This window comes from Aquabacterium sp. J223 (assembly GCF_024666615.1).
Lineage (GTDB): Bacteria > Pseudomonadota > Gammaproteobacteria > Burkholderiales > Burkholderiaceae_C > J223.
Genome location: NZ_CP088297.1, coordinates 41,716 through 67,423 on the forward strand (window position 1 = coordinate 41,716; position 25,708 = coordinate 67,423).

22 protein-coding genes, 1 pseudogene and 1 riboswitch are annotated in these 25,708 nt (G+C 74.1%); of the genes and pseudogenes, 12 read left to right on the forward strand and 11 right to left on the reverse strand.

Features of this window, described 5'->3' with window-relative positions:
* The first annotated feature begins 216 nt into the window (after positions 1–216).
* On the forward strand, positions 217–2,334 hold the full coding sequence (gene glgX / locus LRS07_RS00155; protein ID WP_409450581.1) for a glycogen debranching protein GlgX: 2,118 nt from the start codon (positions 217–219) through the stop codon (positions 2,332–2,334).
* 19 nt (positions 2,335–2,353) lie between these two features.
* Here the strand turns inward: glgX and LRS07_RS00160 are convergent, their stop codons facing one another.
* Positions 2,354–3,787, reverse strand: coding sequence for a sigma-54 interaction domain-containing protein (locus tag LRS07_RS00160; RefSeq protein WP_260502206.1), 1,434 nt, complete (start codon positions 3,785–3,787; stop codon positions 2,354–2,356).
* Between the two features lie 190 nt (positions 3,788–3,977).
* Between LRS07_RS00160 and LRS07_RS00165 the strand changes: the two are divergent.
* Positions 3,978–5,556 (forward strand): annotated as a pseudogene (locus LRS07_RS00165) (malonate--CoA ligase).
* 18 nt (positions 5,557–5,574) lie between these two features.
* On the opposite strand, the gene LRS07_RS00170 reads toward LRS07_RS00165, so the two are convergent.
* Positions 5,575–6,339, reverse strand: coding sequence for a GGDEF domain-containing protein (locus LRS07_RS00170; protein WP_260500037.1), 765 nt, complete (start codon positions 6,337–6,339; stop codon positions 5,575–5,577).
* Between the two features lie 376 nt (positions 6,340–6,715).
* Between LRS07_RS00170 and LRS07_RS00175 the strand changes: the two genes are divergently transcribed.
* A complete protein-coding gene (locus tag LRS07_RS00175; protein WP_260500038.1) occupies positions 6,716–9,172 on the forward strand; it encodes a DUF3772 domain-containing protein in 2,457 nt (818 codons plus the stop codon).
* Between the two features lie 4 nt (positions 9,173–9,176).
* On the opposite strand, the gene LRS07_RS00180 is transcribed toward LRS07_RS00175, so the two are convergent.
* The gene (locus LRS07_RS00180; protein ID WP_260500039.1) at positions 9,177–9,947 is read right to left on the reverse strand and encodes an SDR family oxidoreductase; all 771 of its coding nucleotides are present in this window, start codon (positions 9,945–9,947) and stop codon (positions 9,177–9,179) included.
* A 92-nt stretch (positions 9,948–10,039) separates the two neighbouring features.
* On the opposite strand from LRS07_RS00180, the gene LRS07_RS00185 reads away from it, so the two are divergent.
* Positions 10,040–11,146, forward strand: coding sequence for an NAD(P)/FAD-dependent oxidoreductase (locus LRS07_RS00185; RefSeq protein WP_260500040.1), 1,107 nt, complete (start codon positions 10,040–10,042; stop codon positions 11,144–11,146).
* Here LRS07_RS00185 and LRS07_RS00190 read toward each other — a convergent pair.
* Positions 11,114–11,761: an arylsulfatase gene (locus tag LRS07_RS00190; protein WP_260500041.1), complete on the reverse strand. Its 648-nt coding sequence runs from the start codon at positions 11,759–11,761 to the stop codon at positions 11,114–11,116. The two genes, LRS07_RS00185 and LRS07_RS00190, sit on opposite strands and share 33 nt — an antisense overlap.
* Before the next feature lie 58 nt (positions 11,762–11,819).
* A riboswitch (cobalamin riboswitch) is annotated at positions 11,820–12,069 on the forward strand.
* A 75-nt stretch (positions 12,070–12,144) separates the two neighbouring features.
* Between LRS07_RS00190 and LRS07_RS00195 the strand changes: the two genes are divergently transcribed.
* The 6 genes from LRS07_RS00195 to LRS07_RS00220 all read left to right on the forward strand — a co-directional run bounded on the left by LRS07_RS00195 (position 12,145) and on the right by LRS07_RS00220 (position 17,705).
* A complete protein-coding gene (locus LRS07_RS00195) occupies positions 12,145–14,151 on the forward strand; it encodes a TonB-dependent receptor (protein WP_260500042.1) in 2,007 nt (668 codons plus the stop codon).
* Between the two features lie 13 nt (positions 14,152–14,164).
* Positions 14,165–15,049 (forward strand): ABC transporter substrate-binding protein, encoded by an 885-nt coding sequence (locus LRS07_RS00200; protein WP_409450582.1) that lies wholly within the window; start codon positions 14,165–14,167, stop codon positions 15,047–15,049.
* Entirely contained in the window at positions 15,046–16,017 is a 972-nt protein-coding gene (locus LRS07_RS00205) for a FecCD family ABC transporter permease (protein WP_260500044.1), read from the forward strand. The genes LRS07_RS00200 and LRS07_RS00205 overlap by 4 nt, the downstream gene beginning before the upstream one ends.
* Entirely contained in the window at positions 16,014–16,781 is a 768-nt protein-coding gene (locus LRS07_RS00210; protein ID WP_260500045.1) for an ABC transporter ATP-binding protein, read from the forward strand. The genes LRS07_RS00205 and LRS07_RS00210 overlap by 4 nt, the downstream gene beginning before the upstream one ends.
* Positions 16,782–16,872: 91 nt before the next feature.
* Positions 16,873–17,379 carry a cob(I)yrinic acid a,c-diamide adenosyltransferase gene (cobO, locus tag LRS07_RS00215; protein ID WP_260501991.1) on the forward strand — a complete coding sequence of 169 codons (507 nt, stop codon included), beginning with the start codon at positions 16,873–16,875 and terminating at the stop codon, positions 17,377–17,379.
* Between the two features lie 68 nt (positions 17,380–17,447).
* Complete coding sequence (locus LRS07_RS00220) at positions 17,448–17,705, forward strand: hypothetical protein (RefSeq protein ID WP_260500046.1); 258 nt, start codon at positions 17,448–17,450, stop codon at positions 17,703–17,705.
* A gap of 36 nt (positions 17,706–17,741) precedes the next feature.
* Here the strand turns inward: LRS07_RS00220 and LRS07_RS00225 are convergent, their stop codons facing one another.
* The 6 genes from LRS07_RS00225 to LRS07_RS00250 form a co-directional block, all read right to left on the reverse strand.
* A complete protein-coding gene (locus LRS07_RS00225; RefSeq protein ID WP_260500047.1) occupies positions 17,742–19,232 on the reverse strand; it encodes a methyl-accepting chemotaxis protein in 1,491 nt (496 codons plus the stop codon).
* Positions 19,233–19,467: 235 nt separating this feature from the next.
* Positions 19,468–19,617, reverse strand: a complete 150-nt coding sequence (locus LRS07_RS00230) for a hypothetical protein (protein WP_260500048.1) — start codon at positions 19,615–19,617, stop codon at positions 19,468–19,470.
* A gap of 24 nt (positions 19,618–19,641) precedes the next feature.
* Entirely contained in the window at positions 19,642–21,285 is a 1,644-nt protein-coding gene (locus LRS07_RS00235) for an MFS transporter (RefSeq protein ID WP_260500049.1), read from the reverse strand.
* Positions 21,286–21,507: 222 nt separating this feature from the next.
* Entirely contained in the window at positions 21,508–21,951 is a 444-nt protein-coding gene (locus tag LRS07_RS00240) for a hypothetical protein (RefSeq protein WP_260500050.1), read from the reverse strand.
* Positions 21,952–21,958: 7 nt separating this feature from the next.
* On the reverse strand, positions 21,959–22,489 hold the full coding sequence (locus tag LRS07_RS00245) for a YbaK/EbsC family protein (protein WP_260500051.1): 531 nt from the start codon (positions 22,487–22,489) through the stop codon (positions 21,959–21,961).
* A 25-nt stretch (positions 22,490–22,514) separates the two neighbouring features.
* Positions 22,515–23,162: a DUF4126 domain-containing protein gene (locus LRS07_RS00250; protein WP_260500052.1), complete on the reverse strand. Its 648-nt coding sequence runs from the start codon at positions 23,160–23,162 to the stop codon at positions 22,515–22,517.
* 90 nt (positions 23,163–23,252) lie between these two features.
* Between LRS07_RS00250 and LRS07_RS21910 the strand changes: the two genes are divergently transcribed.
* On the forward strand, positions 23,253–23,681 hold the full coding sequence (locus LRS07_RS21910) for a hypothetical protein (protein ID WP_312028335.1): 429 nt from the start codon (positions 23,253–23,255) through the stop codon (positions 23,679–23,681).
* Between the two features lie 227 nt (positions 23,682–23,908).
* On the forward strand, positions 23,909–24,310 hold the full coding sequence (locus tag LRS07_RS00260; protein WP_260500053.1) for a hypothetical protein: 402 nt from the start codon (positions 23,909–23,911) through the stop codon (positions 24,308–24,310).
* A 65-nt stretch (positions 24,311–24,375) separates the two neighbouring features.
* Here LRS07_RS00260 and bioB read toward each other — a convergent pair whose 3' ends face one another.
* A complete protein-coding gene (bioB, locus tag LRS07_RS00265) occupies positions 24,376–25,401 on the reverse strand; it encodes a biotin synthase BioB (protein WP_260500054.1) in 1,026 nt (341 codons plus the stop codon).
* Positions 25,402–25,708: the final 307 nt, after the last annotated feature.

The following is a 25,708-nucleotide window of genomic DNA, read 5'->3' on the forward strand; positions in this document are numbered from 1 at the left end:
CCGCGTGGGGCAAGGCCAAGCGGTGAACGGCCGCGGCGGCGCCACCCCGACGCGCCGGCGCCGCCGGCGGCGCTCGGGCCGCGTGAGGAAGGCCCCACAAGCGGAAGGACGCAACGCTGCTGGCGGCGGCGCCCGGCGGTGCCTATGGTGGGCCGGCCGTGCACGACGCGCTGCACCCCTCGACCCCCCCTTCCGATCCTCCCGCACCGCCTGCCCATGCCCTCCGCGTCCAGCCCCATCCTTGAAGGCTTTCCCCACCCGCGGGGCGCCACCCACCTCGACGGCGGCGTCAACTTCGCGCTGTTCTCGGCCCATGCCACCCGCGTCGAGGTCTGCCTCTACGACGAGAGCGGTCAGCACGAGGTGGCCCGCCACACCCTGCCCGAGTTCACCGACGAGGTGTGGCACGGCTTCGTGCCGGGGCTGGGCCCCGGCACGCGCTACGGCTACCGGGTGCACGGTCCGTATGAGCCCGAGAAGGGCCACCGCTTCAACCCGAACAAGCTGCTGCTCGACCCCTACGCCAAGGCGCATGTCGGGCGCCTGCAGTGGCGCGACGAGCTGTTCGGCTACACCGTGGGCCACCCGGACGCGGACCTGAGCTTCGACGAGCGCGACAGCGCGCCCTTCGTCCCCAAGTGCGTGGTCGTCGACTCGCGCTTCCGGTGGACCGAGCGGGCGGCGACGCGCGTGCCCTGGGACCGCACCGTGTTCTACGAGGCGCATGTGCGGGGGGTCACCCAGCGCCACCCCGGCGTGCCGGCCGAGCTGCGCGGCACCTTCGCCGGGCTCGGCCAGCCGGCGGTGATCGAGCACCTGCGCTCGCTCGGCGTCACCAGCGTGGAGCTGCTGCCGGTGCACACCTTCCTCGACCAGTCCTTCCTGCTCGACAAGGGGCTGTCCAACTACTGGGGCTACGACACCATCGGCTTCTTCGCCGCCGACCCCCGCTACTTCCACCGGCCGGACATCGACGAGTTCAAGACCATGGTCGACCGCTTCCACGAAGCCGGCCTGGAGGTCATCCTCGACGTGGTCTACAACCACACGCCGGAGGGCAACGAGCTGGGGCCGACGCTGTCGTTCAAGGGCATCGACAACGCCAGCTACTACCGGCTGCTGCCCGACCAGCCGCGCTACTACATCAACGACACCGGCACCGGCAACACGCTGAACCTGAGCCACCCGCGGGTGCTGCAGATGGTGACCGACAGCCTGCGCTACTGGGCCAGCGAGATGCACGTCGACGGCTTCCGCTTCGACCTGGCGACCATCCTGGCGCGCGAGCCGCACGGCTACGACGAGAGCGGCGGCTTCCTGGTGAGCTGCCGCCAGGACCCGGTGCTGTCGTCGGTCAAGCTCGTCGCCGAGCCGTGGGACTGCGGCCCCGGCGGCTACCAGGTGGGCAACTTCCCGCCCGGGTGGGCGGAATGGAACGACCGCTTCCGCGACACCGTGCGCGCGTTCTGGAAGGGCGACGAGGGCATGGCCGCTCGGCTGGCGCAGTGCCTGACCGGCAGCGGCGACACCTTCAACCGGCGCGGCCGGCGGCCCTGGGCCAGCGTCAACTTCATCACCGCGCACGACGGCTTCACCCTGGCCGACCTCGTCAGCTACAACGACAAGCACAACGAGGCCAACGGCGAGAACAACCAGGACGGCCACAGCGACAACCGCTCCTGGAACTGCGGCGTCGAAGGCCCGACCGACGATCCGGAGGTGCTGGAACTGCGGTCGCGCCAGCAGCGCAACCTGCTGGCCACGCTGCTGCTGTCGCAGGGCACGCCGATGCTGGTGGCCGGCGACGAGTTCGGCCGCAGCCAGCAGGGCAACAACAACGCCTACTGCCAGGACAACGACCTGTCCTGGCTGCAGTGGGCGCAGATCGACGAGCGCGGCCGGGCGCTGCTCGACTTCACCCGCCGGCTGCTGGCGCTGCGCGACGCGCAGCCCATCCTGCGCCGCAGCCGCTTCCTCACCGGCGCCTGGAACGAGGCGTTGCAGGTCAAGGACGCGACCTGGCTGACGCCCGACGCCACCGAGATGACGCCGGCGCACTGGGAGGACCCGCAGCTGCGCTGCTTCGGCCTGCTGCTCGACGGCCGCGCGCAACCCACCGGCGTGGTGCGGCCCGGCGAGGACGCGTCGGTGCTGCTGGTGATCAACGGCTGGCACGAGCCGGTGTCCTTCACCCTGCCGGTGCCGCCGCAGGGCGAACGCTGGCAGCGCGAGCTGGACACCGCCGACCCGTCCGCCGCGGGACAGGACGCCTTCGACGGCGGCCACCCCTTCCTCGTCACCGGCCGTTCGCTGCTGGTGTTCCGCGCGGTGTAGCGCCCGCCGGCGTGCGGCGTCAGGCCTCGGGCGGGTGCAGGGCCAGCTTCTCGTACAGCGTCGCGCGGGCGATGCCCAGCAGCCTGGCGGCCGCCTGCTTGTTGCCGCCGGTGGCGGCCAGCGCCTGGCGGATGGCCCGCGCCTCGAGGTCGGCCACCGCCTGCGGCAGCGGCGTGATGGCGGCTGGCGGCGACGCGGCACCGTCGGCGTCGGCCACCGGTGGCCGCGCGGCCGGCGCGGCGGCGGGCGCCTCGCCGGCCAATGGCAGCGCCTGGGCCAGCCGCTCGGCGGTCAGCACCGGCTCGTCGCCCATCAGCACCGCCTGCTCCAGCACGTTGCGCAGCTCGCGGATGTTGCCCGGCCAGTCGTGACGGGCCAGCAGCGCCAGCGCGTCCGGGTGCAGGCCCTTGTGCGGCAACCCGCTGCGGCGGGCGATGTCGTCGAGCAGCACCTCGGCCAGCGCCGGCAGGTCGGCCAGGCGGTCGGCCAGCCGCGGCAGCCGGATCGGCAGCACGTTGAGCCGGTAGTACAGGTCGGCGCGGAAGCGGCCGGCCGCCACCATGGCCGGCAGGTCGCAGCTGGTGGCGGCGACGATGCGCACGTCGGCGCGCCGCACCTGGTTGCTGCCCAGCGGCTCGAACTCCTGCTCCTGCAGCACCCGCAGCAGCTTGGCCTGCAGCGCCATCGGCATGTCGCCGATTTCGTCGAGCAGCAGCGTGCCGCCGTCGGCCGTGGCGAACTTGCCCTCGCGCCCCTTGCGGTCGGCGCCGGTGTAGGCGCCGGGCGCGACGCCGAAGAACTCGGCCTCCAGCAGCGACTCCGGCACCGCCGCGATGTTGACCGCGACGAACGGCCGGCCGGCGCGCGGGCTGGCGGCGTGGATGCCCTGCGCCAGCACCTCCTTGCCGGTGCCGGTGGCGCCCAGCAGCAGCACCGTGCTGTGGCCCTGCGCCACCCGGCGCGCCTGGCGCTTGACCTCCAGCGCGGCCGGGCTGTCGCCGACGAAGCTGGCGATGGTGTACTTCGGCCGCCGGTGCGCGGCCAGCTGCCGCCGCGCGTCGTGCAGCTCGGCCTGCAGGCGCGAGAACTTGCTCGCCAGCGGCTGCAGGGTCGAGCGCTCGCGGCCCGCCGTGCCGGGCGATTCGTCGAGCAGCACCAGGCCCAGCGCCCCGATGACCCGGCCCTGCGCGTCGCGCAGCGGCAGCCGGCTGACGACGAAGGTGCCGGCCTGGTTGGTCAGCAGGTCCACCACCATCGGCTGGCCGGTCTCGATGACCTCGGGGATCAGCGTGTTGGGCACCACGTCCTCCACCCGCCGGCCGACGAAGTCGCCCTCGCTGGCGAAGCCCAGCGCGGGCAGGAAGCGCTTGTAGCCCTCGCTGATCCACACCACCCGGTGCGCCCGGTCGACCACCAGCATGCCCTGCGCGGTGCGGGCGAAGACGTCGAACATCGACTGTGCGGCCAGCTGCAGCACGCCGTCGGCATCGGCCGGCAGGGCGGGCAGGGGGCTCGTGGGCGGGGACGGCGGGGGACGGCATGGTGGGGCACTCTATCCGTGCACGGCGCCGGCCCGCCAGAGGGATGACGCCCAGGCACACTGCGCGCCCCGGCCGCCATCGACCGCCGGACGCCCGTTCACCATGAACCTGTACACCGCTCTGCGGCGGGGCTTTCCCGCCGACCTGCACCGCGTGGCCGTCGAGACCTGCGACGGCCCGCTCGCCCCCGCCCGCTACACCTGGGGCGACCTGGAACGCGGCAGCGCCATGGTCGCCAACCTGCTGCAGTCGCTGGACCTGCCGCGGTCGGCCGACGGCGCGCCGCCCGTCGTCGCCGCCCAGGTGGACAAGAGCGTCGAGGCGCTGATGCTCTACCTGGCGGTGCTGCGCGCCGGCTTCGCCTACCTGCCGCTGAACACCGGCTACACCGCCGCCGAGCTGGAGCACTTCCTGCGCGACGCCGAGCCGGCGGTGTTCGTCTGCGACGACGCGCGCTTCCAGCCGCTGTCGCGGCTGGCCTTCGGCCTCGGCGTGCGCCATGTCTACACGCTGAACGACGACCGCAGCGGCCTGCTGCTGGAACGGGCGGCGCACTTCCCCGCACACGCAGGCGCCCGTCGCGCGCGACGCCGGCGACCTGGCCTGCATCCTCTACACCAGCGGCACCACCGGGCGCAGCAAGGGCGCCATGTTGAGCCACGGCAACATGCTGAGCAACGCGCGGGTGCTGAAGGACTTCTGGGGCTGGCGCGACGCGGACGAACACGGCGGCGACGTGCTGATCCACGCCCTGCCGCTGTTCCACATCCACGGCCTGTTCGTCGCCTGCCATGGCGCGCTGCTGGCCGGCGCGCGCCTGCTGTGGTTCCAGAAGTTCGAGCCGCGCGCGGTGATCCGGCGCTTCGCCGAGGCCTCGGTCTTCATGGGCGTGCCCACGCTCTACACCCGCCTGCTGGCCGAGCCGGCGCTGAACGCCCAGGCCTGCGCCGGCATGCGCCTGTTCGTCAGCGGCTCGGCACCGCTGCCGCCCGCCACCTTCGAGGCCTGGCGGGCGCGCACCGGCCACACCATCGTCGAGCGCTACGGCATGAGCGAGACGGTGATGCTGACCTCCAACCCCTACCACGCGCGCGACGGCGGCGTGGCCGGCCGCCGCGCCGGCACCGTCGGCCGGCCGCTGCCGGGGGTGCAGCTGCGGGTGGTCGACGGCCAGGGCCGGCCCTGCCCCACCGGCGAGCCGGGAGGGGTCGAGGTGCGCGGGCCGGGCGTCTTTCGCGGTTACTGGCGGCTGCCGGACAAGACCGCCGAGAGCTTCGGCGCCGACGGCTGGTTCAGGACCGGCGACGTCGGCCGGCTGGACGCCGACGGCGTGCTGCAGATCGTCGGCCGCAGCAAGGACCTGATCATCAGCGGCGGCTACAACGTCTACCCGGCGGAGGTGGAGTCCGAACTCGACGCCCAGCCCGGGGTGGCCGAATCGGCGGTGGTCGGCGTGCCGCACCCGGACTTCGGCGAGGGGGTGGTGGCGGTGGTGGTGCCGCGGCCCGGCGCGGTGCTCGACGAGGCGGCGCTCATCGCCGCGCTGAAGGGCCGGCTGGCCGCCTACAAGTGCCCGAAGCGGGTGTCCGTCGCGCCCGAGCTGCCGCGCAACGCCATGGGCAAGGTGCAGAAGAACCTGCTGCGCGAGCAGCACCAGGGCCTGTTCGCCGCGGCCGGGTGAAGGCGGGCGGTGGCGCGATCAATCCCCCACCACCACCCGGTCGCGGCCCTCGGCCTTGGCCCGGTACAGCGCCGCGTCGGCCCGCTCCAGCAGCTGCACCCGCGTCTCGCCGGGCCGGTACTGCACCACGCCGGCCGACAGCGTGAGGCACATGCGCACGTCGCCGTGCTCGATCGTCATGCCGGCCAACGCCTGCCGCAGGCGCTCGGCGCCCTCGCGCGCCAGCGGCAGGCCGGACTCGGCGAGCAGCAGCAGGAACTCCTCGCCGCCCCAGCGGGCCAGCGTGTCGGTGGCGCGCACCCGCTTCGCGCCCTCGACGGCGAAGCGGCGCAGCGCCTCGTCGCCGGCCGCATGGCCGTGCCGGTCGTTGACCTGCTTGAAGTGGTCGAGGTCGATCAGGGCAATGCAGAAGGGGCTGCCGTGGCGGTCGGCTCGGCGCTGCTCGACCTGCAGCAGCTCGGACGCCTGCCGGCGGTTGACCAGGCCGGTCAGCTCGTCCCGGTTGGCGAGGAACTGGATGCGCTCCAGCGCGAGCGCGAGCTCGGCGCGCTGGCGCTGCAGCCGCCGGCGCAACGCGCCCACCCGCACCGCCAGCAGCCCCATCAGCGACACCGCCGCCAGGAAGATGACGAAGTGACCGGCCTCGACCATGGGCGGATAGCGCTGCGGCTGCCACCAGGCCATCGCCGCCATGACCGTCCCGTAGAACAACACGGCGATGCCGCCGACCGCCGCCACCTGCCGGGGCGGCAGCGAGAACATGGCGAAGGCCAGCACGGCCATGCCCACCGGGAAGGCGGCCCCCCCGCAACGGTCCCGCGATGGCATAGCCCCAGGCACAGCAGATGAGCGCGTTGACCATCTGGACCATGGTCAACGAGGGATCGGCCCAGCGGTCGGACGCGCCGCTGCGCACCACCAGGTACTGCAGGGCGGTGGTGACCAGGCCGAACCCCGCGAACGCCACCACCTGGGGCCGGGCCATGAGGCCCATGCGGACGGCGAACCCCATGGCCGCCACGCTGACCGGCATCATCGCCACCCCCCACCAGGGTGTTCGCCACCCGGATGCGGCGCTTGGCATCGCGCGAGAGCAGCAGGTCCACGAGCCGGTGCGGCCAGCTCGCTGCAACAGGGATGGGACCCGAAGAGGACGTCGATGACATCGAAGAACACAGATGCCGGCCGCCGCGCCGTCTCCCGTCGGCTGTTGTGCTGGCTGCCGGCGCGCAGTGTGCACCATGGCCAGGCGGGCGCCGGCCGCTGGTGGGTCGCGCTCGCGCTGGCCTGCGCCACCCTCCTGCTGAATCCGGCACCGGCGACGGCCCAGGCCGCGGCGGCCGCGGCCGCCGCGCCGGCGGACCCCGAGGACCGGCTCGACGCCGCGCGCGACCGCCTGCAGGCGGTGCAGAAGCGGCTGGCCGCCGACGCCACCACCGCCCAGCTGCAGGCCCTGCGCGACGAGGTGCTGGCGCTGCAACCCGAGGCCGCCGAACTGGCCGAGGAGCTGGCGCCTGCGCTGGAACGGGTCGAGGCCCGGCTGGGCGAACTGGGCCCGCCGCCGAAGGAGGGCGCCGAGCCGGCCGACATCGCCCGCGAGCGCAAGTCGCTGGAGGACAGCCGGGCGGCGCTGGGCGCCCAGCTCAAGCTGGCCGGGCTGCTGGGGGTGGAGGCCGAGCAGGCGCTGGAGACCCTGTCCGAGCAGCGCCGCACGCACTTCGAGGCGGAGCTGTTCGGCCGCACGGGCTCGGTGCTGGCGCCGCCCTTCTGGCGCGAGCTGGGCCAGGGCCTGGCCCGGGACCGGCCACGGGTGGTCGCCCTCGGCGCGGAACTGGCCGCCCTGGCGCGGGCGGCACCGGCCGCGGCCTGGGGCGGCTGGCTGCTGGCGGTGGCGGCGGCGGTGGTGCTGCGCCGCTGGCTGGGCGCGGTGCTGATGCGCTGGGTCACCGACCGCGCACCGGCCGGGCGGCTGCGCCGCTCGGCGCTGGCCACCGGCTCGACGCTGCTGGCCTTGCTGGTGCCGCTGGTGGCGGCGCACGGCCTGCGCGCCGTGCTGCTGTCGGAGGGCACGCCGACGCCGGCGCTGCAGTCGCTGCTGATCACGGCGGTGGGCGCGGTGGTCTTCGGCGCCTACCTGTCGGGCCTGGGCCGCGCGCTGCTGGCCGCGCGGCGCCCGAGCTGGCGGCTGCCGCGCGTGCCCGACGCGGTGGCCTTCGGCCTGCGCCGCCTGCCCGCACGGCTGGCGCTGGTGCTGGTGCTGGGCTGGCTGGCCGACCGGCTGGCCACCTCGGTCAACGCCTCGCTGGCCACGCTCGTGGCCTTCAACGGCCTGTTCGCGCTGGCCGTCACGCTGCTCATCGTGCAGGCGATGCGGCGCTCGCACCGGCTGGCGCGGCAGGCGGGCGCCGAACCGGGCCAGGCGGACGGCGGGGCGCGGCCGCTGTGGGCCTCGGCGCTGCTGATCGCCGGCTCGCTGCTGGTGGCCTTCAGCCTGCTCTGCCTGCTCAGCGGCTACGTCGCGATGGGCACCTTCATCGTGCGACAGGTGGTGTGGATCGCCCTGGTGCTGGCCACCACCTACCTGCTGTGCGTGCTGGTCGACGACGCCTGCATGGCCTGGGTCGCTGCACCGGCCCCGCAGGATGGCGAGGCCGGCGCGCCGCCGCTGCTGCGCGACCAGCTGGCGGTGCTGCTGTCCGGCGTGCTGCGGCTGGCGCTGGTGCTGTTCGCGCTGGTGCTGATCGCGGCGCCGTTCGGCCAGGGGCCGTCCGAGCTGCTGGCGCGCACCAGCGCGCTGCGCGAGGGCCTGCTGGTCGGCGAGATCCGGCTGGCGCCGGCCACCGTGCTGCAGGCGGTGCTGGTGCTGGTGCTCGGGCTGCTGGGCGTGCGCCTGCTGCAGCGCTGGCTGGAGCAGCGCTTCCTGCCCACCACCCGGCTCGACGCCGGCATGCGGGCGTCGGCCACCTCGCTGCTCGGCACCGTGGGCGTGGTGTTCGCGGTGGCGCTGGCGCTGTCGGCCATCGGCCTCGGCCTGGAACGCATCGCCTGGGTGGCCAGCGCGCTGTCGGTGGGCATCGGCTTCGGCCTGCAGGCGGTGGTGTCGAACTTCGTGTCCGGCCTCATCCTGCTGGCCGAGCGCCCGGTCAAGGTGGGCGACTGGGTGTCGCTGGGCACCGGCGTGGAGGGCGACATCCGCCGCATCAACGTGCGCGCCACCGAGATCCAGATGGGCGACCGCTCCACGGTGATCGTGCCCAACTCCGAGTTCATCACCAAGACGGTCCGCAACATCACCCACGCCGACCCGATCGGCCTGGTGCAGCTAAAGCTGCCCCTGCCGCTGGACGTGCCGGCCGACCGCGTGCGCGACGAACTGATGGCCACGCTGACCGGCCACGAGTCGGTGCTCGGCACGCCGGCGCCGTCGGTGCGGCTGGAGGGCGTGGAGGTCGACAAGCTGGTCTTCGCCGCCACCGGCTTCGTCGCCTCGCCGCGGCAGGCGGCGGCCGTCAAGAGCGACGTGCTGTTCGAGGCGCTGCGGCGGCTGCGGGCGATCGGCGTGGTGGGGGCGGCACCGGCCGCGCCGCTGCCCTCCCCGGACCTGCCGCCCGCCTGATCGCTCAACCCCGGCCGACGAACGGCATCGTCGTGGCCATGATCGTCATGAACTGCACGTTCGCCTGAAGCGGCAGCGCGGCCATGTGCACGATGGCGTCGGCGACGTGCTGCACGTCCATCGTCGCCTCGACCTTGATCGAGCCGTCGGCCTGCGCGGTGCCGGCGCGCATGGGCGCGGCCATCTCCGTGGCGGCGTTGCCGATGTCGATCTGGCCGACCGCGATGTCGAAGGCGCGGCCGTCGAGCGAGGCGGCCTTGGTCAGGCCGGTCACCGCGTGCTTGGTGGCGGTGTAGGGCGCGCTGTTGGGCCGCGGCGCATGGGCCGAGATGGAGCCGTTGTTGATGATGCGGCCGCCCTGCGGCGACTGCGCCTTCATCACCCGGAAGGCCTGCTGCAGGCACCAGAACATGCCGTTCAGGTTGAGGTCGACCACGGCGCGCCACTGCTGCGCGGTCAGCTGGTCCAGCGGCAGCGGCGGCGCGCCCGCGCCGGCGTTGTTGAACAGCAGGTCGAGGCGCCCGAAGCGGGCCACCGCGGCGTCGAACAGCGCGCGCACCGCGTCCGGGTCGGTGACGTCGCAGGGGTGGACCAGCGTGCGGGCGGCGGCCTCGCCATGCCGCGACGGGCCACCGTCAACGCTGGCCTGCAGCGCGTCGGCACGGCGGCCGGCGAGCACGACCCGCCAGCCGTCGTCGAGCAGGGCGTGGGCGGCGGCGCGGCCGATGCCGCTGCCGGCACCGGTGACGAGGGCGATGCGGTCGTGGGCGGGCATGGGCGGGTGTCTCCTGGGGCGTTGCGGAGGCGGCAGTCTAGGCGCCGCCGGCAGGGCGTCGGGTGCGGGGCTTGCCCTGCACGCCCATGCCCATGACGCCCGACACCCCCGCGCCCGTGTTCGACGCCCTGGTCGTCGGCGCCGGCCCCGGCGGCCTGACGGCGGGCTACTACCTGCAGCGCTTCGAGCGGCGGCCGCTGGTGGTCGACGCGGGGTCGAGCCGGGTGCTCGGCATCCCGCGCTCGCACAACGTGCCGGGCTTTCCGGGCGGCATCGCCGGCGGCGAGCTGCTGGAGCGGCTGCGCCGTCAGCTGCACGACATGGGCGGCGAGGTGCACGCCGGCCGCGTGCTGCGGCTGCGCCGCGTGGACGGTGCCCCCGGCTTGGGGCGGCCCGGCGCTCGGGTGAGCCCTGCGGACGTCGACGGCGCCTGGTTCGAGGCCGAGATCGGCAAGCCCGACGCCGGCATCGACGCCGAGCCGGACCCGCAGGAGGACAGCGCCGCCGGCGTGCGCCGATCGGCGCCCGACCGCGTGCGCGCCCGCCGCGTGATCCTGGCCACCGGCGTGCGCGACCTGCTGCCGCCGCTGCCCGGCGCCGAGGACCTGTGGCAGCGCGGCAAGCTGCGCCAGTGCCCGGTGTGCGACGGCCACGAGTACCGGGGACAGCGCATCGCGGTGCTGGGCCGCGGCGCGCATGGCGTGCGCGAGGCCCTCTTCATGCGCAGCTTCAGCGCCGACCTGACCTACGTGCCGGTGGGCGACGAGACCCGCGCGCCGGCGCCGCTGCAGCCCGATCTCGACGCCGCCGGCATCGCCGTGCTCGCCGGCGGCGTGGTCGCGCTGCACGACGCCGACGGCGGGCTGGCCGTCGAGCGGGTGGACGGTGCCCGCGAGCGCTTCGACATCGCCTACGGCGCGCTCGGCGTGCAGCCGCACGTGCAGCTCGGCGTGATGCTCGGTGCGCGCGTCGACGGCCTGGGCAACCTGGTGACGGACGTGCACGGCCGCACCAACGTCCAAGGCCTCTACGCCGCCGGCGACGTGGTCAGCGGGCTGGACCAGATCAGCGTCGCCTGCGCGCAGGGCGCCACCACCGCCACCGCCCTGCACAACAGCCTGCGCCGGCAGGAGGAGGCCGCGCGCCGGCGCGCGGCGACGGGCGACTCAGCCGACGCGGGCGCCGAGACGCCCCCTTAGCGCGTGGACGGCGCTGTCCACCGTCGTGCGCACGCGCAGGCCGGTGGCGGCCTCGCAGGCGCGGGCGGCGCGGGCCAGGCTGAACTGCACCAGCGCCACCTCGCGGCAGCCGCGGCGCGAGGCCTCCACCGCCGCCTGCGCGACCAGCGCGTCGTGGCGCGCGCCGTCGCCGGCGTTCAGCGCGTCGAGCGCGCCTTCGGCCAGCACCAGCTCCAGCGCAAAGCCGGGCGGGAACTCGGCCGGCATCGACCGCAGCGTCGGCCCGAAGCTGGCCACCAGGCCCAGCGGCCCGCCGGCGGCCACCGCCTCGTCGACCATCGCCTCGTTGGGCCGCAGCACCGGCACGCCCGGGTGCTGGCGGGCCACCGCCTGGATGCACGGCCCGAAGGCCGAGCAGGTGAAGAGGATGCCGTCGGCACCGCAGTCCAGCGCGTACTGCGACAGCCGGTCGAAGCGCTGGTGCATGGCCTGGTCCAGGCCGGTGACCGCGACATCGGCCGACAGCGAGTCGTCGAGCAGGTTCATGCGCCGGGCCTCCGGCCACAGCCGCTCGAAGGCCTGGTTGACCGGCGCCACCGAATGCGCGAGCGCGTGGATGAGGGCGATGCGGTTCATGGCCGAAGTGTCGGTCAACGCCCGGCCCCCGCGCCGAGGCCGGCCGTGCAGGGGGCGCCCTAGAATCCGCGCCGTTGGTGCTCGCGCCCCTCACAAGGTGCAGTTCAACGGGAATCAGGACGGCACGGCGGCCGCAACCGACCGCGCCCCACCTGAGCTGCCCCCGCAACGGTCGGCGGACGGTGCTCCCAAGCCCTCGGGCGAAGGTCACCCGCTCGTGTCGAAGCCACTGGGTCCGAAAGGATCTGGGAAGGTCACACGGGTTGCATCCGCCCAGCCCGGATACCGGCCAACAGGAGGTGCCGACGCCCGTGGGGCGACGGTGCTGCACGGTGGCCCTTGCGGGGAGGCAGGTGGCCACGGCGTCCGTTCCCATCCACACCATGACCCGTACCACCTTCGGCCGGCACCGCCCGGCCCATGTGCCTGCGCTGCGCAGGCCGTCCCTCGTCGTTCCCTCGCGGCGCCACTGGCGGCGGTCGCTGGCCGCGGCCGCGCTGTGCAGCAGCGCCGCCCTGGCGCAGACCCACCACGGCCAAGACAGCCAGGACGTGCTCGTCCAGGCCACGCGCTTCCCGCAGGCGCGCGCCGACCTGCCCTTCGGCGTCTCGGTGCTCACCGCCGAGGACCTGCGCACGTCCGGCGTGGCGACCGTCGGCGAGGCGGTGTCCAAGCTGCTCGGCGTGCCGGGCCGACAGGACTTCTACGGTGGCGGCGAGCTGGCGTTGGACCTGCGCGGCTTCGGCGGCAGCGCCGACAGCAACCAGGTCATCGTGCTCGACGGCGTTCGCCTGAGCGAGGCCGACACCGGCGGCACCCGGCTGGCCGGCATCCCGATCGACACGGTGGAGCGCATCGAGGTCGTCCGCGGCAACGCGGCGGTGCTGTACGGCGAGGGCGCGACCGCCGGCGCCATCGTCATCACCACGCGGCTCGGCGCGGGCGGCGGCGCGCCGCGTTCGTCGCTGTACGGCGCGGTGGGCCGCTTCGGCCTGCGCGAACTGCGCGCCTCCGGCAGCGTGGGCCGCGGTCCCTGGACGGGCGACCTCGCCCTGCAGAAGCGCGAAGCGCACAACCACCGCGACAACTTCCGCTCCGACAGCGAGGGCTTGGGACTGGGGCTGCGCTGGCAGGACCAGGGCCTGTCGTTCGGCGGCCGGCTCGCCGCCGACGACCTGAAGACCGGCCTGCCCGGTGCGCTGACCGATGCCGAGTACGCCGCCGACCCGCGGCAGACCACGCACCCCACCGACCGGGCCAACATCCGCAACGAGCGGGCATCGTTGTTCGGCCAGGTCACGCTGGCCGGCTGGCAGGTGGCGGCCGACCTCGCCTGGCGGCAGAAGGCGCTGCGCAGCGTCACCAGCAGCCCCTTCGGCTTCTCGGCCTACGACTACGACGTGCAGGCGCGCCAGCAGTCGCTGCGCGCACGGCGGGCGCTCGACCTCGGCGGCCTGCGCCACGAGGTCAGCGCCGGCGTCGACCGCCAGGACTGGACGCGCAGCGTGCTCGGTGCCTTCGGCAGCACCGCCGAGCAGCGCAGCGTGGGCCTGTACCTGCGCGACGAGGTGGCGCTGCCCACCGGCACCCGGCTCGCCGCCGGCGTGCGGCGCGAGCGGCTGGACAAGGACGCGACGGTGGCTGCGCTCGACGCCCGCCTCACCGCCTGGGACGTGGGGCTGACGCAATCGCTCGGCGGCGACTGGGCAGCCTATGGCCGCACCGGCCGCAGCTTCCGCGTCGCCAACGCCGACGAGTTCACCTTCACAGCGCCCGGCGTGACGTTGCGGCCGCAGGTCTCGCGCGACCACGAGCTGGGCCTGCGCTGGACCACGGTGCCGACGCGCCTCGAACTGCGCGCCTACCGCAGCGCGCTGCGTGACGAGATCGGCTTCGACCCGGCGGTGGCGAACCCCTTCGGCGGGCTCGGCGCCAACACCAATTTCGACCCGACGCGGCGGCAGGGCCTGGAACTGGAGGCCCGCCACCGCGTGAACGCGCAGTGGCAGGTCGGCCTGGTGGCCGCACGCCGGCAGGCCCGCTTCGTCGAGGGCGCCTACGCCGGCCGCGACGTGCCGCTGGCGCCCCGCAGCACGGTGAGCCTGCGCGCCGACTGGCGGCCCACCGGCGACCAGCGCGTGGACGCGGTGCTGCGCCACGTCGGCCATTCGCACCCGGACCTGGCCAACCAGTGCAGCCTGGCCGGCTACACCACGCTGGACCTGCGCTACGCCAAGACCTGGGGCGCGCTGGAGGCCGCGCTGGCCATCGCCAACCTGACCGACCGGCGTTACGTCACGCAGGCCTTCGCCTGCAACGGCGCGGCGCCGACCTCGCTCTACCCCGAGCCCGGCCGCAGCGCCACGGCGTCGCTGCGCTGGTGGTTCTGAGCGGCTGACGGCGATGCGGTGGCGCGGCGTCCGGATCGGTGTGGTGGGCCTGCTCGGCCTGCTCCTCACCGTGCCGGGCGCGGGCGTCGCCGCACCGGTGCAGGTCACCGACGACCTCGGCCACACCGTGGCGCTCGCCGCGCCGCCGCGGCGCGTCGTCAGCCTGCAGCCGTCGCTGACGGAGGCGCTGTGCGTGCTCGGCGGCTGCGACCGCCTGGTCGGCGTCGACCGCTATGCCGACTGGCCGGCCGAGGTGCAGCGGCTGCCGCGGCTCGGTGGCCTGGAGGACCCGCAGGTCGAGGGCGTGGTCGCGCTGCGGCCCGACCTGGTGCTGCTGTCGCGGTCGTCGTCCGCCGGGCCAAGGCTGCGCGCGCTCGGCCTGCCGGTGCTGGCGTTCGAGGCCGACAGCCATGCCGACGTGCGGCGGGTGCTGTCGCGGCTGGCCTCGCTGCTCGGCACGCCGGCGGCGGCCGAGGCGGCCTGGGCCACCGTGGAGTCGCAACTGGACGAGGCCGCGCGCCGGGTGCCGGCCCGGCTCCGCGGGCGCACGGTGTACTTCGAGGTGGCGAGCACGCCGCATGCCGCCGGCGCGGCCTCCTTCATCGGCGAGACGCTGGCCCGGCTGGGCCTGGTCAACGTGGTGCCGCCTGCGCTTGGGCCCTTCCCGCAGCTCAACCCGGAGTTCGTCGTGCGCGCCCGGCCCGACCTGGTGATGGGCGCGCGCGCCGCCGTGCAGGCCATGCCGTCGCGGCCGGGCTGGCAGGGCCTGGCCGCGCTGCGCGGCGGCCGCCACTGCGGCTTCCCGCCGGGACGCTACGAGCTGCTGCTGCGCCCGGGACCGCGCCTGGGCGAGGCCGCCGGGGTGCTGGCCGACTGCCTGCAGGGGCTGGCGCGGTGAACCGCTCCGGCGCGCTGGCGGCCGGCGTGCTGCTGCTGACGGCCGCGCTGGTGCTGGCCGGCCTGGCGGCGGGACCGCAGGGGTGGGCCTGGCCGGCCGACGAACCGGCGCTCATCGTCGGCCAGATTCGCCTGCCGCGCACGCTGGGCGCCTGGCTCGCCGGGGCGCTGCTCGGCCTGGCCGGCGCGCTGGCCCAGGGCCTGTTCCGCAACCCGCTGGCCGACCCCTACCTGCTCGGCGCCGGGGCCGGCGCCAGCCTGGCGGTGGTGGGGGTGCTGGCGGCCGCGGGCAGCGCGCTGGCGCCGTCCACCGCGCAGGGCCTGGCCGAGCTCGGCGTGGTGGCCGCGGCCTTCGTCGGCGCCACCGGCGGCGTGGGCCTGACGCTGCTGCTGGCCGGTGGCGCGCGACAGGCCACGCGGCTGCTGCTGGCCGGCGTGGTGGTCGGCGTGCTGCTGGGCTCGGTGGCCGACCTGGTGACGACCTGGTCCGGCGAGGCGCTGCGTGGCCGCCAGGCCTTCCTGCTCGGCAGCACCGCCCTGCTCGGCTGGTCGGGCGTGGGCTGGCTGGCCGGCGCGCTGCTCATGGTCCTGCCCCTCGCCTGGCGGCGGGCCCGGCTGCTCGACGCGCTGACGCTGGGCGAGGACACCGCACGCAGCCTGGGCCTGACGCTGGCGCGGCAGCGGCTGGCGCTGGTGCTGCTGATGGCGCTGGCCACGGGTGCCGCGGTGTCGCAGGCCGGGCTGGTGGCCTTCGTCGGCCTGGTGGCGCCTCACCTGGCCCGCGCGCTGGCGCCGGGCCGCCACGGACGCGGCCTGTTGGCGAGCGCCGGGCTGGGCGGCCTGCTGCTGCTGGGCGCCGACATCGCGGCGCGCCGGCTCGTCGCGCCGCAGGAACTGCCGGTCGGCGTGCTCACCGCGGTGCTCGGCGGGCTCTACCTGCTGGCGCTGCTGCACCGGGGCGCGCGATGACACTGGCGGCGGTGGACCTCGCCGTGGCCCTGGGCGGCCGCACCGCGTTGCACGGCGTGTCGCTGTCGCTGGCCACCGGCTGGACCGCGCTGGTCGGCCCCAACGGCGCCGGCAAGTCGACGCTGCTGCGCGCGCTCGCCGGCCTGCTGCCGCCGCAGGCCGGGACGGTCATGCTGGACGGCCGGCCGCTGGCGCAGTGGCCGGCGGCCGAGCGCGCCCGCCGGCTGGCATGGCTGGCGCAAGCCGGCGAGACGAGCGGCGAGCTCAGCGTGCGCGAGACGGTGGCCCTCGGCCGGCTGCCCCACACCGGCCTGCTGGGCGACCTCGGTCCGGACGACACCGTCGCAGTCGACGACGCGCTGGCCGCCACCGCCTGCAGCGCCAGCGCGCAGCGGCCGCTGGCCGCGCTGTCGGGCGGCGAGCGCCAGCGGGTGCTGATCGCCCGCGCGCTGGCCACCGGCGCGCCGACGCTGCTGCTGGACGAGCCGACGACCCACCTCGACCCTGTGCACCAGGTGGCCATCGCCGGCCTGCTGCGCCGGCTGGCGGCACGGCACTCGGTCGTCACCGTGCTGCACGACCTCAACCTCGCGCTGCGCGCCGACCGGCTGCTGGTGCTGCGCGACGGCCGGCTGCTGGCACACGGCCGGGCCGACGACCCGGCGCTGCACGCGGCCCTGGTGGCGGCCTTCGACGGCGCGCTGCGGCTGCACGCGCTCGACGGGCAGGTGGTCGCCCTGCCGGCCCTGGACCCTGCCGGCTGACGGCCACGCACCACCCCACAATCCACCGCCATGGACCTCATCGAGCCGCCCACCCAGGCCCCCCGCCCCCGCCGACGGCGAGCGCCGCGGCCTGGTGATCGTCCACACCGGCCACGGCAAGGGCAAGAGCACGGCCGCCTTCGGCCTGGCGCTGCGGGCCCACGGCCGCGGCAAGCGGGTCCAGGTCTACCAGTTCATGAAGGTGCCGTCGGCACGGTTCGGCGAACACCGGGTCTTCGAGCAGCTGGGCGTGCCGATCGAGGGGCTGGGCGACGGCTTCAGCTGGAAGAGCCAGGACCTGGCCCGTTCGGCGCAGCTGGCCCGCGACGGCTGGGCCCGGGCCGAGGCCGCGATCCGCGGCGGCGACCACTTCCTGGTCGTGCTCGACGAGGTGACCTACCCGCTGCGCTTCGGCTGGCTGCCGTTGGAACCGGTGCTGGCCGCGCTGCGTGAGCGACCGTCGCACGTGCACGTGGTGCTCACCGGCCGTGATGCGCCGGACGAACTGATCGCGCTGGCGGACACGGTGACCGAGATGCGCGCGGTGAAGCACCACTTCGACGCCGGCGTGCCGGCGCAACGAGGGATCGAAGACTGAGCCCGTCCGCAGGGCCCTCCGTGGGCATGGCCGAGCCCGCCGGGCATGTGCGTTGCACCCGCCCGGCGATGAACTGGATCGACCTTGTGCAATGGCCCGCCATGGCGGTCACCGTGGTGGCGAGCTGGCTGGTGGCGTCCACCGAGGAACGGCGGCGTCGCTGGGGCTTCTGGGTCTTCCTGCTGAGCAATGTGCTGTGGGTGGTGTGGGGCGTGCCGGCCAAGGCCTGGGCGCTGGTCGCGCTGCAGGTGGCGCTGGCGGCGATGAACACCCGCGGCGCGTGGAAGAACCGGCGCTCGCACGAGGCCGCCACCGCCGGGTCCTGACCCGCGCGCCGCCGCACGCCGGGCATCGATGCGGCGTCAGCCCTTCTTGTAGACGCCGCAGCACACCGCCACGTCGCCGCAGCGTTCGACGTAGCTGGTCTTGGCCAGGTCCTCGTTGGTGACGGGGTGGGCGAAGCGGTAGTCGACCCAACCGCTGCCGCGGGTGCGGGCGAGCTGCGCGATCTCGCGCACGAAGGGTTTGCCGGCGGTGTCCCGGGTGTCCGGCCCGGTGCCGAGCAGCCGGGCGTTGCTGCCGTGCGAGCGGAACACCGCATCGTCCACGCCGACGGTGAAGAGGTAGAGGTCGCGGTCGCGGAAGCGGCCCTGGTCGCGGCGGTTGATGTCGGCCTCCAGCGCGTCCACGCCCTCGCGCTGCGCGAACGCGAGCGCCTGGCGCACCAGCGCCTGCGCCTCGTCGGCGCTGCCCTGGTCGCGCGTGCCGAGGTCGAAGCCTTGCACGCTGCCGAGCAGCGAGCGCGCCTGCTGGTTCAGCGTCTGCGCGGCGACGCCGGCCTCGCGCACCACGGCGCCGGTCTCGCGCACCATGGCGTCGAGCCCGGCGATGGCCTGGTGGACCGACTGGATGCCCTCGCTCTGCTCCCGGCTGGCGCCGCTGATCTCGCGCACCCGCGAGGCCGCCGACTGCACCGACGCGACGATGCTCTGCATGGCACGGCCGGCCTGGTCGGCCAGCGCCGCGCCCGCTTCGACACGGTCGACCGAGTCGTTGATCAGCACCTTGATCTCCTTGGCCGCGGTGGCCGAGCGCTGGGCCAGCGTGCGCACCTCGCCGGCCACCACCGCGAAGCCGCGGCCCTGCTCGCCGGCGCGGGCCGCTTCCACCGCGGCGTTCAGGGCCAGGATGTTGGTCTGGAAGGCGATGCCGTCGATGACGCCGATGATCTCGGCGATGCGCCGCGAGCCGTCGCGGATCGATCCCATGGTGGCCACCACCTCGCCGACCACGCGGCCGCCGTCGCCGGCCTCGTTGGCGGCGCGTCCGACCAGTGCATCGGCCTCGGCCGCGTTGTCGGCGTTGCGGCCCACGGTGCGGGTGAGCTGCTCGACGGCGTGGGTGGTCCGCTGCAGCGACTCGGCCTGGCTGTCGGTGCGGGCGGCCAGCGCGGCGTTGTCGCGGCTGAGGGTGGAGCTGGTGCTGGCCACGGTGGTGGTGCCGGCGCGCACCGCACCGACGATGCCGGCCAGCCGTTCGGCCAGGGCCTGCACGGCGGCCATCAGCTGGCGCGCCTCCGCGGGGCCCTCGGGCGTCACGGTGGTCGCGAGGTCGCCCTCGGCGATGCGCTGCACCGACCGCAGCAGGCGGGCCAGCGGCGCGGCCGCGCGCCGGGCCGCCCACAGGCCGACGGCCAGGCAGGCCAGCGACGCGCCGCCGCCGGCGGTGAGCACCAGGGCCCGACCGGCCGCCTCCGCGTGCGCGGCCGCGAGGGCCGTGACACCGAGCAGGGCCACCAGGTTGAACGCGACGGCCAGCATCAGGCCGGCCTTCATCGATTGCAGCAGGGGCATGTTGTCCTCTCCCTTTCGGTGCGCGAGGGCACCGCTTGTCGCTGCTGTTTCGGCGGGCCCGCGGTGGGCCTTGACCGGGGCGAACGTCAATCCGCCACGGCGTGATGCGTACGCTGCGAGAAAAACGGCCGGTTTTCCCGGCCGCCCACCACCGGGCTGACCGCCGTCAACGGCCGCCAAGCGACGGGCAATAAAAAACCCGCCCGAAGGCGGGTCGGGAGAGGACGGGCCCCGGTCAGGCGCGCAGCACCTCGGCGGCGGCCGGCGACGGGATTCCGCCCGCACGGCCGTGCTTCTCGCCGGTCATGTCGATGTCGCCGCCCTGGCTCAGGAAGTACATCACCACCGCGGCGAAGAGGACGAAACCGATGAGGATTTTCCACATAGGGGCATTCCGAAGGTGAGGGGGTCAGTCGTTGGCGTAGATGTCCACGTCCTTGGTCTCGCGCACGAACAGCATGCCGATGACGAAGGTCGCCGAGGCGATGATGATGGGGTACCACAGGCCGTTGTACATGTTGCCCGTCTGCGCCACCACGGCGAAGGCGGTGGTCGGCATCAGGCCGCCGAACCAGCCGTTGCCGATGTGGTACGGCAGGCTCATCGAGGTGTAGCGGATGCGGGTGGGGAACATCTCCACCAGCATGGCCGCGATCGGGCCGTAGACCATGGTCACGTAGATGACCAGCAGCACCAGGATGCCGACCATCAGCGGCTTGTTCATCTTGGCCGGGTCGGCCTTGGCCGGGTAGCCGGCGGCCTTCAGCGTGTCGCCCACCTCCTTCTTGAAGGCGGCGATGGCGTCGGCGCTGGGCTTGTCGAACTTGCCGCCCACCACGTTGCCGACCGGCGCGGTGATGACCTTGTCGCCGATCTTGATGGTCGCCGGCGTGCCGGCCGGGGCGGCCGCGTTCTCGTAGCTCACCGAGCTCTGCGCCAGGTAGCGCTTGGCGATGTCGCAGGAGCTGCGGAAGTCGATCTCGCGCGCCACCGGGCTGCCCTGGAAGGAGCAGTCGGCCTCGTTCGCCGTCACCACCACCTGGGCGTTGGCCTGCGCCGCGGCGAGGTCCGGGTTGGCGGCGTGGGTCAGCGCCTTGAACAGCGGGAAGTAGGTCAGCGCCGCGATCAGGCAGCCGGCCATGATGATGGGCTTGCGGCCGATCTTGTCCGACAGCGTGCCGAAGACGATGAAGAACGGCGTGCCGATCAGCAGCGCCAGGGCGACCAGGATGTTGGCTGTCGCCGAATCGACCTTCAGCGCCTGGGTGAGGAAGAACAGCGCGTAGAACTGGCCGGTGTACCAGACCACCGCCTGGCCGGCGGTCAGGCCGACCAGCGCCAGGATCACGATCTTCAGGTTCTTCCACTGGCCGAAGGACTCGGTCAGCGGGGCCTTGGAGGTCTTGCCCTCCTCCTTCATCTTCTTGAAGGCGGGCGACTCGTTCATCGACAGCCGGATCCACACCGAGATGGCCAGCAGGAAGATGGACACGAGGAAGGGGATGCGCCAGCCCCATTCACCGAACGCCTGCTCGCCCATCCAGGTGCGGGTGCCGAGGATGACGATCAGCGACAGGAACAGGCCCAGCGTGGCGGTGGTCTGAATCCATGCGGTGTACGCGCCGCGCTTGCCGTGCGGCGCGTGCTCGGCCACGTAGGTGGCGGCACCGCCGTACTCGCCGCCGAGGGCCAGCCCCTGCAGCAGCCGCAGCAGGATGAGGATCACCGGCGCGGCGACGCCGATGGTGGCGTAGGTGGGCAGCACGCCGACGATGAAGGTCGACAGGCCCATGATCAGGATGGTCACCAGGAAGGTGTACTTGCGACCGATCATGTCGCCCAGGCGGCCGAAGAAGATGGCACCGAAGGGGCGGACCAGGAAGCCGGCGGCGAAGGCCAGCAGCGCGAAGATGAAGGCGGACGTCGGGTCCAGGCCGGCGAAGAACTGGCGCGCGATGATCGCGGCCAGCGAGCCGTACAGGTAGAAGTCGTACCACTCGAACACCGTGCCCAACGAGGAGGCGAAGATGACCTTCTTCTCCTCCTTGGTCATCGGTGCCGCAGCGGCGCCGGTGGGGGGCCCGGCCGGGGGCGGTGATGGTCGCCATGTGCTTGTCTCCTGATGGTGATGGCTGCCCCGGCAGGCGCCGTCTGCGCCATGCGGGCCCCGTCGCCAAGGGACGACGGGTGCACAAATCGACTATCGGAGCGGGCGCTGACGAATCACTGACGCGCGGCGGTGGCGCGGCTTAGGGTTTGCGCTGGGTCGGCTGGCTCATCGATGGAGCCACCGGCCGCCGGCCAGCCGTTCCCAGGCCACCGCCCGACCGTCGATGGCCACCACCGGCAGCGCCGGCCGGGACCGCAGCGCCCGAGCGGCCTGCAGGTTGGCGGCCAACGCGGCCTGCACGTCCGCATGCCGCAGCGCGCGCCGCGGCGACAGCCCGGCCGCCTGCACGGCGTGCGCCTCGGCCTCGTCGGCCGGCAGGCCGCCGGCGTCCTGCAGCAGCCACAGGCGCTCCACGAGGCGCCGGGCGGGCTCGTCGCCGTCGGCCGTGCAGGCCACCGCCCAGGCCGCGGTTCGGGCGCCTTTCGCGGACCTGACGACCGGCCGCAGCCGCAGCCGGTGGCTGACGCCCTGCAACGCCTCCGCCAGCGCGGCATAGCGCCGGCGCGACGCCGCGTCGGCGAAGTCGAAGAAGAACTCGACCTCGTGCACCGCGGCCTCAGCCTTGCGCCAGCGGGTGCACCGGCGCGCCGGTGAGCGACTGCAGCTGCGCCGGCGTGGCCGGGAAGACGCCGTTGGCGTGACCGGCCGCCGCCCAGACGACGTCGAAGCGGAAGAGGCCCTGCTCCATCAGCTTGACCAGGGTGCGCCCGGCCACCTCGCCCACCGGCGAGACACCACCGATGACGAACCCGGTGGCGGCGCGCACGAAGGCGGCATCGGCACGGCCCACCGGACCGACCACCGACGCCAGCGCGGCCTCGTCGACGCGACGGTCGCCGCTGGCGACGACCATCACCGCCGCGTCGTCGGCCAGGCGGCGGAAGACCACGCACTTGGCGATCTGGCCGACGGTGACGCCCAACGCCTCGGCCGCTTCGGCCGCGGTGCGGGCGCTCTGCGCCAGCCAGCGGGGCCGCTCGGCATGGCCGGCCTGCGCCAGCGCCTGCTCGACGCGGCGGAAGCCCTCGGGCCGTTCGGTGGCGGTGTCGGTCGGGGTGGCGGTCGGGAGGGGGGGCGGCGAAGTCATGCGGTACGGCGGGCGGGCGGGGCCGTCAGTATCGCGGCCGGCCCCCTTCGCCCGACGCCGCGCCGCGCAGCCAGGCCGGCGGTGCGGGGCGTTGGCGCCACAGCCGGCGCAGCCGCCCGGCCAGCACCACCACCGCCCACAGCATCAGCACCACCACCACCGCCAGCACCACCAGGAAGGCCAGCGGATGCGCCCAGGCGAACCACAGCGCCCCCGGCACCGCCAGGTCGTCGGCCAGCGACAGCGCCCAGTTGCTGAAGGGCTCCGGCGACAGGTTGGCGCTGGCGCGCACGCTGGCCTTGGCGGCGTGCGAGGTGGCCGCCAGCCCGCCCCCCAGGAGCGCTGCCGCGGCCGTCCAGGCGGCGCCTTCGCCGCCGAAGACGCCGGCCGCCAGCGCCGCGCCGGCGGGGATGCGCAGCACGGTGTGCACCGCGTCCCAGGCCGAATCGACCCAGGGCAGCTTGTCGGCCAGGAACTCCACCAGCAGCAGTGCGCCGCTGAGGGCCAGCAAGGGCGTGGACATCAGCACCCGCAGGCCCTCCGGCAGCGTCATCCACTCCAGCCGGCCGGCCAGCCCGGTGAGGAAGACGACGGCGTACAGCCGCAGGCCGCTGGCCCAGCCGAGGGCCGCGGCCAGGGCCACCAGCTGCGGGGTGTCGAGTGCGGGGAGCATGCCGGCGGCGGGGCCAGCGCTGTGCCCGCGGCCACATGTCGGCAGGCCGCCAGGGTCCAGAATGTCCGCACCACCCCACCGATCGCCCCCATGGCCTGGATCACCACGCTCACCACCGTCCTGCCGCTGGTCGCCGACCTCGTCGGCAAGGGGCTGCCGCACTTCACCCGCCGCAAGGACGCGCCGGACGACCGCACGGAGGCCGTCACCCAGCAGCAGATCAGCGAACTGCAGTCGGCCGCCACCCAGAACGCGGCGTCGCTGAAGCTGCTGGCCGAACAGCTGCAGAAGACGGTGGTGGCGGTCGAAGGCGGGGCGGAGGGACTGGCCCGCCAGCAGGCCGAACTGCGCGAGGCGCTGCAGCGCTGGGAGTCCGACGCCGCGCGCCGGGAGCAGGCGGCGCAGGCGCAGGCGGAGGCGGCGACCAAGGCCACCACGGCTGCAAGGCGCCAGGCGGCCGCGGCATTGGGCATCGCCGTGCTGGCGTTGGCCGTCGCAGTCGTGCAAATGCTGCGCTGACGCGGCGGCCCTGTTCGGCCTCTGCACGCCCCTTCACGATCCTCCGAATGGGTGAGGCCAAGGGCGCCGGACACCGCGCCCCCTGATGGACACTCGACCGCCGCTCAGGAGGGCGGCGTTCCACTGATCCCGGAGGAGGAGAACCCGTGCTGAAAAGCCTATTCCTGCTGGCGACCTGCGCTGTGTCGGCCGGCTGTGCATCCATCGTCAACGACACCACACAACCGATGAAGATCGAGACCAAGACCGCCGGTGGTGACTTGGTCAGCGGTGCGGAGTGCCGTGTGTCGAACGACTATGGCACCGTGACCTTGAAGTCCGGGGAAACGAGTGCCGTGCGCCGCTCGAGCAAGGACCTGGACATCACCTGCCGGCACCCCTCAAATCCCGAGGCAGCCGCACGGGCCGTCTCGCGCGCCAATGCCGGCCTGGCCGGCAACATCATCTTCGGCGGCGGCATCGGAGCCATCATCGACCACAACAAGGGCACGGCCTACACCTACCCCACGTGGGTGCAACTGGTCTTCGGCAAGACGCTGGTGTTCGATCGTTCGTCCGAGAAGGAAGGCACGCCGGTGCTGGGCACCGAGACCACGGGCGCCACGCCGGTGGCGAGCGCCAAGCCCTGATCCTCGGCATGGTGGACGAAGGGGCGCCTCTCAGCGCCCCTTCGTCGTTTCATGACCGGCGTGCCCTAGGCCTGCTGCGCCTTCAACCCCAGCCGGGACAGCAGCGCCCGGTCCTTCTGCGCCTGCGGGTTGGCCGTGGTGAGCAGGCGGTCGCCGTAGAAGATGGAGTTGGCGCCGGCGACGAAGCACATCGCCTGCAGCGCCTCGTCCATCTGCTCGCGGCCGGCGGACAGTCGCACCATCGAGGTGGGCATGGTGATGCGGGCGACGGCAATGGTGCGGACGAACTCGAAGGGGTCGATCGGCTCGGTGGCTTCCAGCGGCGTGCCGGGCACCTGGACCAGGTTGTTGATCGGCACCGACTCGGGCGCCGGGTCCAGGCCGGCCAGCTGGGCGATCAGGCCGGCGCGGTCCTCGCGGGTCTCGCCCATGCCGACGATGCCGCCGCAGCAGACGTGGATGCCGGCCTCGCGCACATGGGCCAGCGTGTCCAGCCGGTCCTGGTAGGTGCGGGTGCCGATGACGCGGCCGTAGAACTGCGGCGAACTGTCGAGGTTGTGGTTGTAGTAGTCCAGCCCGGCGTCCTTCAGCCGCCGCGCCTGGTCGGCGCGCAGCATGCCGAGGGTGACGCAGGTCTCCAGGCCCAGCGCCTTCACGCCCTCGACCATGGCCGCCACCTTGTCGAGGTCGCGGTCCTTCGGCTCCCGCCAGGCGGCGCCCATGCAGAAGCGGCCGGCGCCCTGGGCCTTGGCCTCGCGCGCAGCGTCGAGCACCTCGTCGAGGTCCATCAGCTTGTCGGCCTTGAGGCCGGTCTCGTGATGGACCGACTGCGGGCAGTAGCCGCAGTCCTCCGGGCAGCCGCCGGTCTTGATCGACAGCAGGGTCGACAGCTGCACCTCGTCGGCCGCGTGGTGCTCGCGGTGCACCTGCTGGGCGCGGAACAGCAGCTCCGGCAGGGGCAGCGCGTACAGGGCCAGCACCTGATCGACCGACCAGCGGCCCAGGCCCCCGGTGTCGGCGCCGTCGGACGGTGCAAGGTGATGGGGGCGACGGCGGTGGGGGGCGACGGCGGTGGTGGTACGGGGGTTCATGGCCGGGATTCTAGGAACGGTCGCGCGACGGACCCGAGGCCCGCATCTTGCGTCGCGGCGCTCACCCTGGAGCCAAGCCACGCCGATGTCATCGTCACGCCTCTTCCGCAGCGCCGACCACCTGATCCCCGCCGAGGGCGAACCGTTGCGCACCGTGGTCACCGAATCGGCCGACGCCGCCGTCGTCGCCTGGCTGGTGCTGCCTGGCCAGACGGTCGGGGCCCATGTGCACCCCGACGGTCAGGACACCTGGACGGTGCTGAGCGGCCGAGGCGACTACCTGATGGGCGGCGGGGCGCGCCGGCCG

Excerpts from the sequence above, each read along its gene's own strand:
- LRS07_RS00180 (WP_260500039.1), bottom strand. The coding sequence starts at position 9,947 with ATGCCCGCCCACGACCGCATCGCCCTCGTCACCGGTGCCGGCAGCGGC.
- LRS07_RS00260 (WP_260500053.1), top strand. The coding sequence starts at position 23,909 with ATGAAGATCGAGACCAAGACCGCCGGTGGTGACTTGGTCAGCGGTGCG.
- LRS07_RS00230 (WP_260500048.1), bottom strand. The coding sequence starts at position 19,617 with ATGTGGAAAATCCTCATCGGTTTCGTCCTCTTCGCCGCGGTGGTGATG.
- LRS07_RS00185 (WP_260500040.1), top strand. The coding sequence starts at position 10,040 with ATGACGCCCGACACCCCCGCGCCCGTGTTCGACGCCCTGGTCGTCGGC.
- LRS07_RS00250 (WP_260500052.1), bottom strand. The coding sequence starts at position 23,162 with ATGCTCCCCGCACTCGACACCCCGCAGCTGGTGGCCCTGGCCGCGGCC.
- LRS07_RS00200 (WP_409450582.1), top strand. The coding sequence starts at position 14,165 with ATGCGGTGGCGCGGCGTCCGGATCGGTGTGGTGGGCCTGCTCGGCCTG.
- LRS07_RS21910 (WP_312028335.1), top strand. The coding sequence starts at position 23,253 with ATGGCCTGGATCACCACGCTCACCACCGTCCTGCCGCTGGTCGCCGAC.
- LRS07_RS00245 (WP_260500051.1), bottom strand. The coding sequence starts at position 22,489 with ATGACTTCGCCGCCCCCCCTCCCGACCGCCACCCCGACCGACACCGCC.
- LRS07_RS00175 (WP_260500038.1), top strand. The coding sequence starts at position 6,716 with ATGACATCGAAGAACACAGATGCCGGCCGCCGCGCCGTCTCCCGTCGG.
- bioB (WP_260500054.1), bottom strand. The coding sequence starts at position 25,401 with ATGAACCCCCGTACCACCACCGCCGTCGCCCCCCACCGCCGTCGCCCC.
- LRS07_RS00190 (WP_260500041.1), bottom strand. The coding sequence starts at position 11,761 with ATGAACCGCATCGCCCTCATCCACGCGCTCGCGCATTCGGTGGCGCCG.
- LRS07_RS00220 (WP_260500046.1), top strand. The coding sequence starts at position 17,448 with ATGAACTGGATCGACCTTGTGCAATGGCCCGCCATGGCGGTCACCGTG.
- LRS07_RS00225 (WP_260500047.1), bottom strand. The coding sequence starts at position 19,232 with ATGCCCCTGCTGCAATCGATGAAGGCCGGCCTGATGCTGGCCGTCGCG.
- glgX (WP_409450581.1), top strand. The coding sequence starts at position 217 with ATGCCCTCCGCGTCCAGCCCCATCCTTGAAGGCTTTCCCCACCCGCGG.
- LRS07_RS00210 (WP_260500045.1), top strand. The coding sequence starts at position 16,014 with ATGACACTGGCGGCGGTGGACCTCGCCGTGGCCCTGGGCGGCCGCACC.
- LRS07_RS00235 (WP_260500049.1), bottom strand. The coding sequence starts at position 21,285 with ATGACCAAGGAGGAGAAGAAGGTCATCTTCGCCTCCTCGTTGGGCACG.
- LRS07_RS00195 (WP_260500042.1), top strand. The coding sequence starts at position 12,145 with ATGACCCGTACCACCTTCGGCCGGCACCGCCCGGCCCATGTGCCTGCG.
- LRS07_RS00170 (WP_260500037.1), bottom strand. The coding sequence starts at position 6,339 with ATGGCCGTGCTGGCCTTCGCCATGTTCTCGCTGCCGCCCCGGCAGGTG.
- LRS07_RS00160 (WP_260502206.1), bottom strand. The coding sequence starts at position 3,787 with ATGTTCGACGTCTTCGCCCGCACCGCGCAGGGCATGCTGGTGGTCGAC.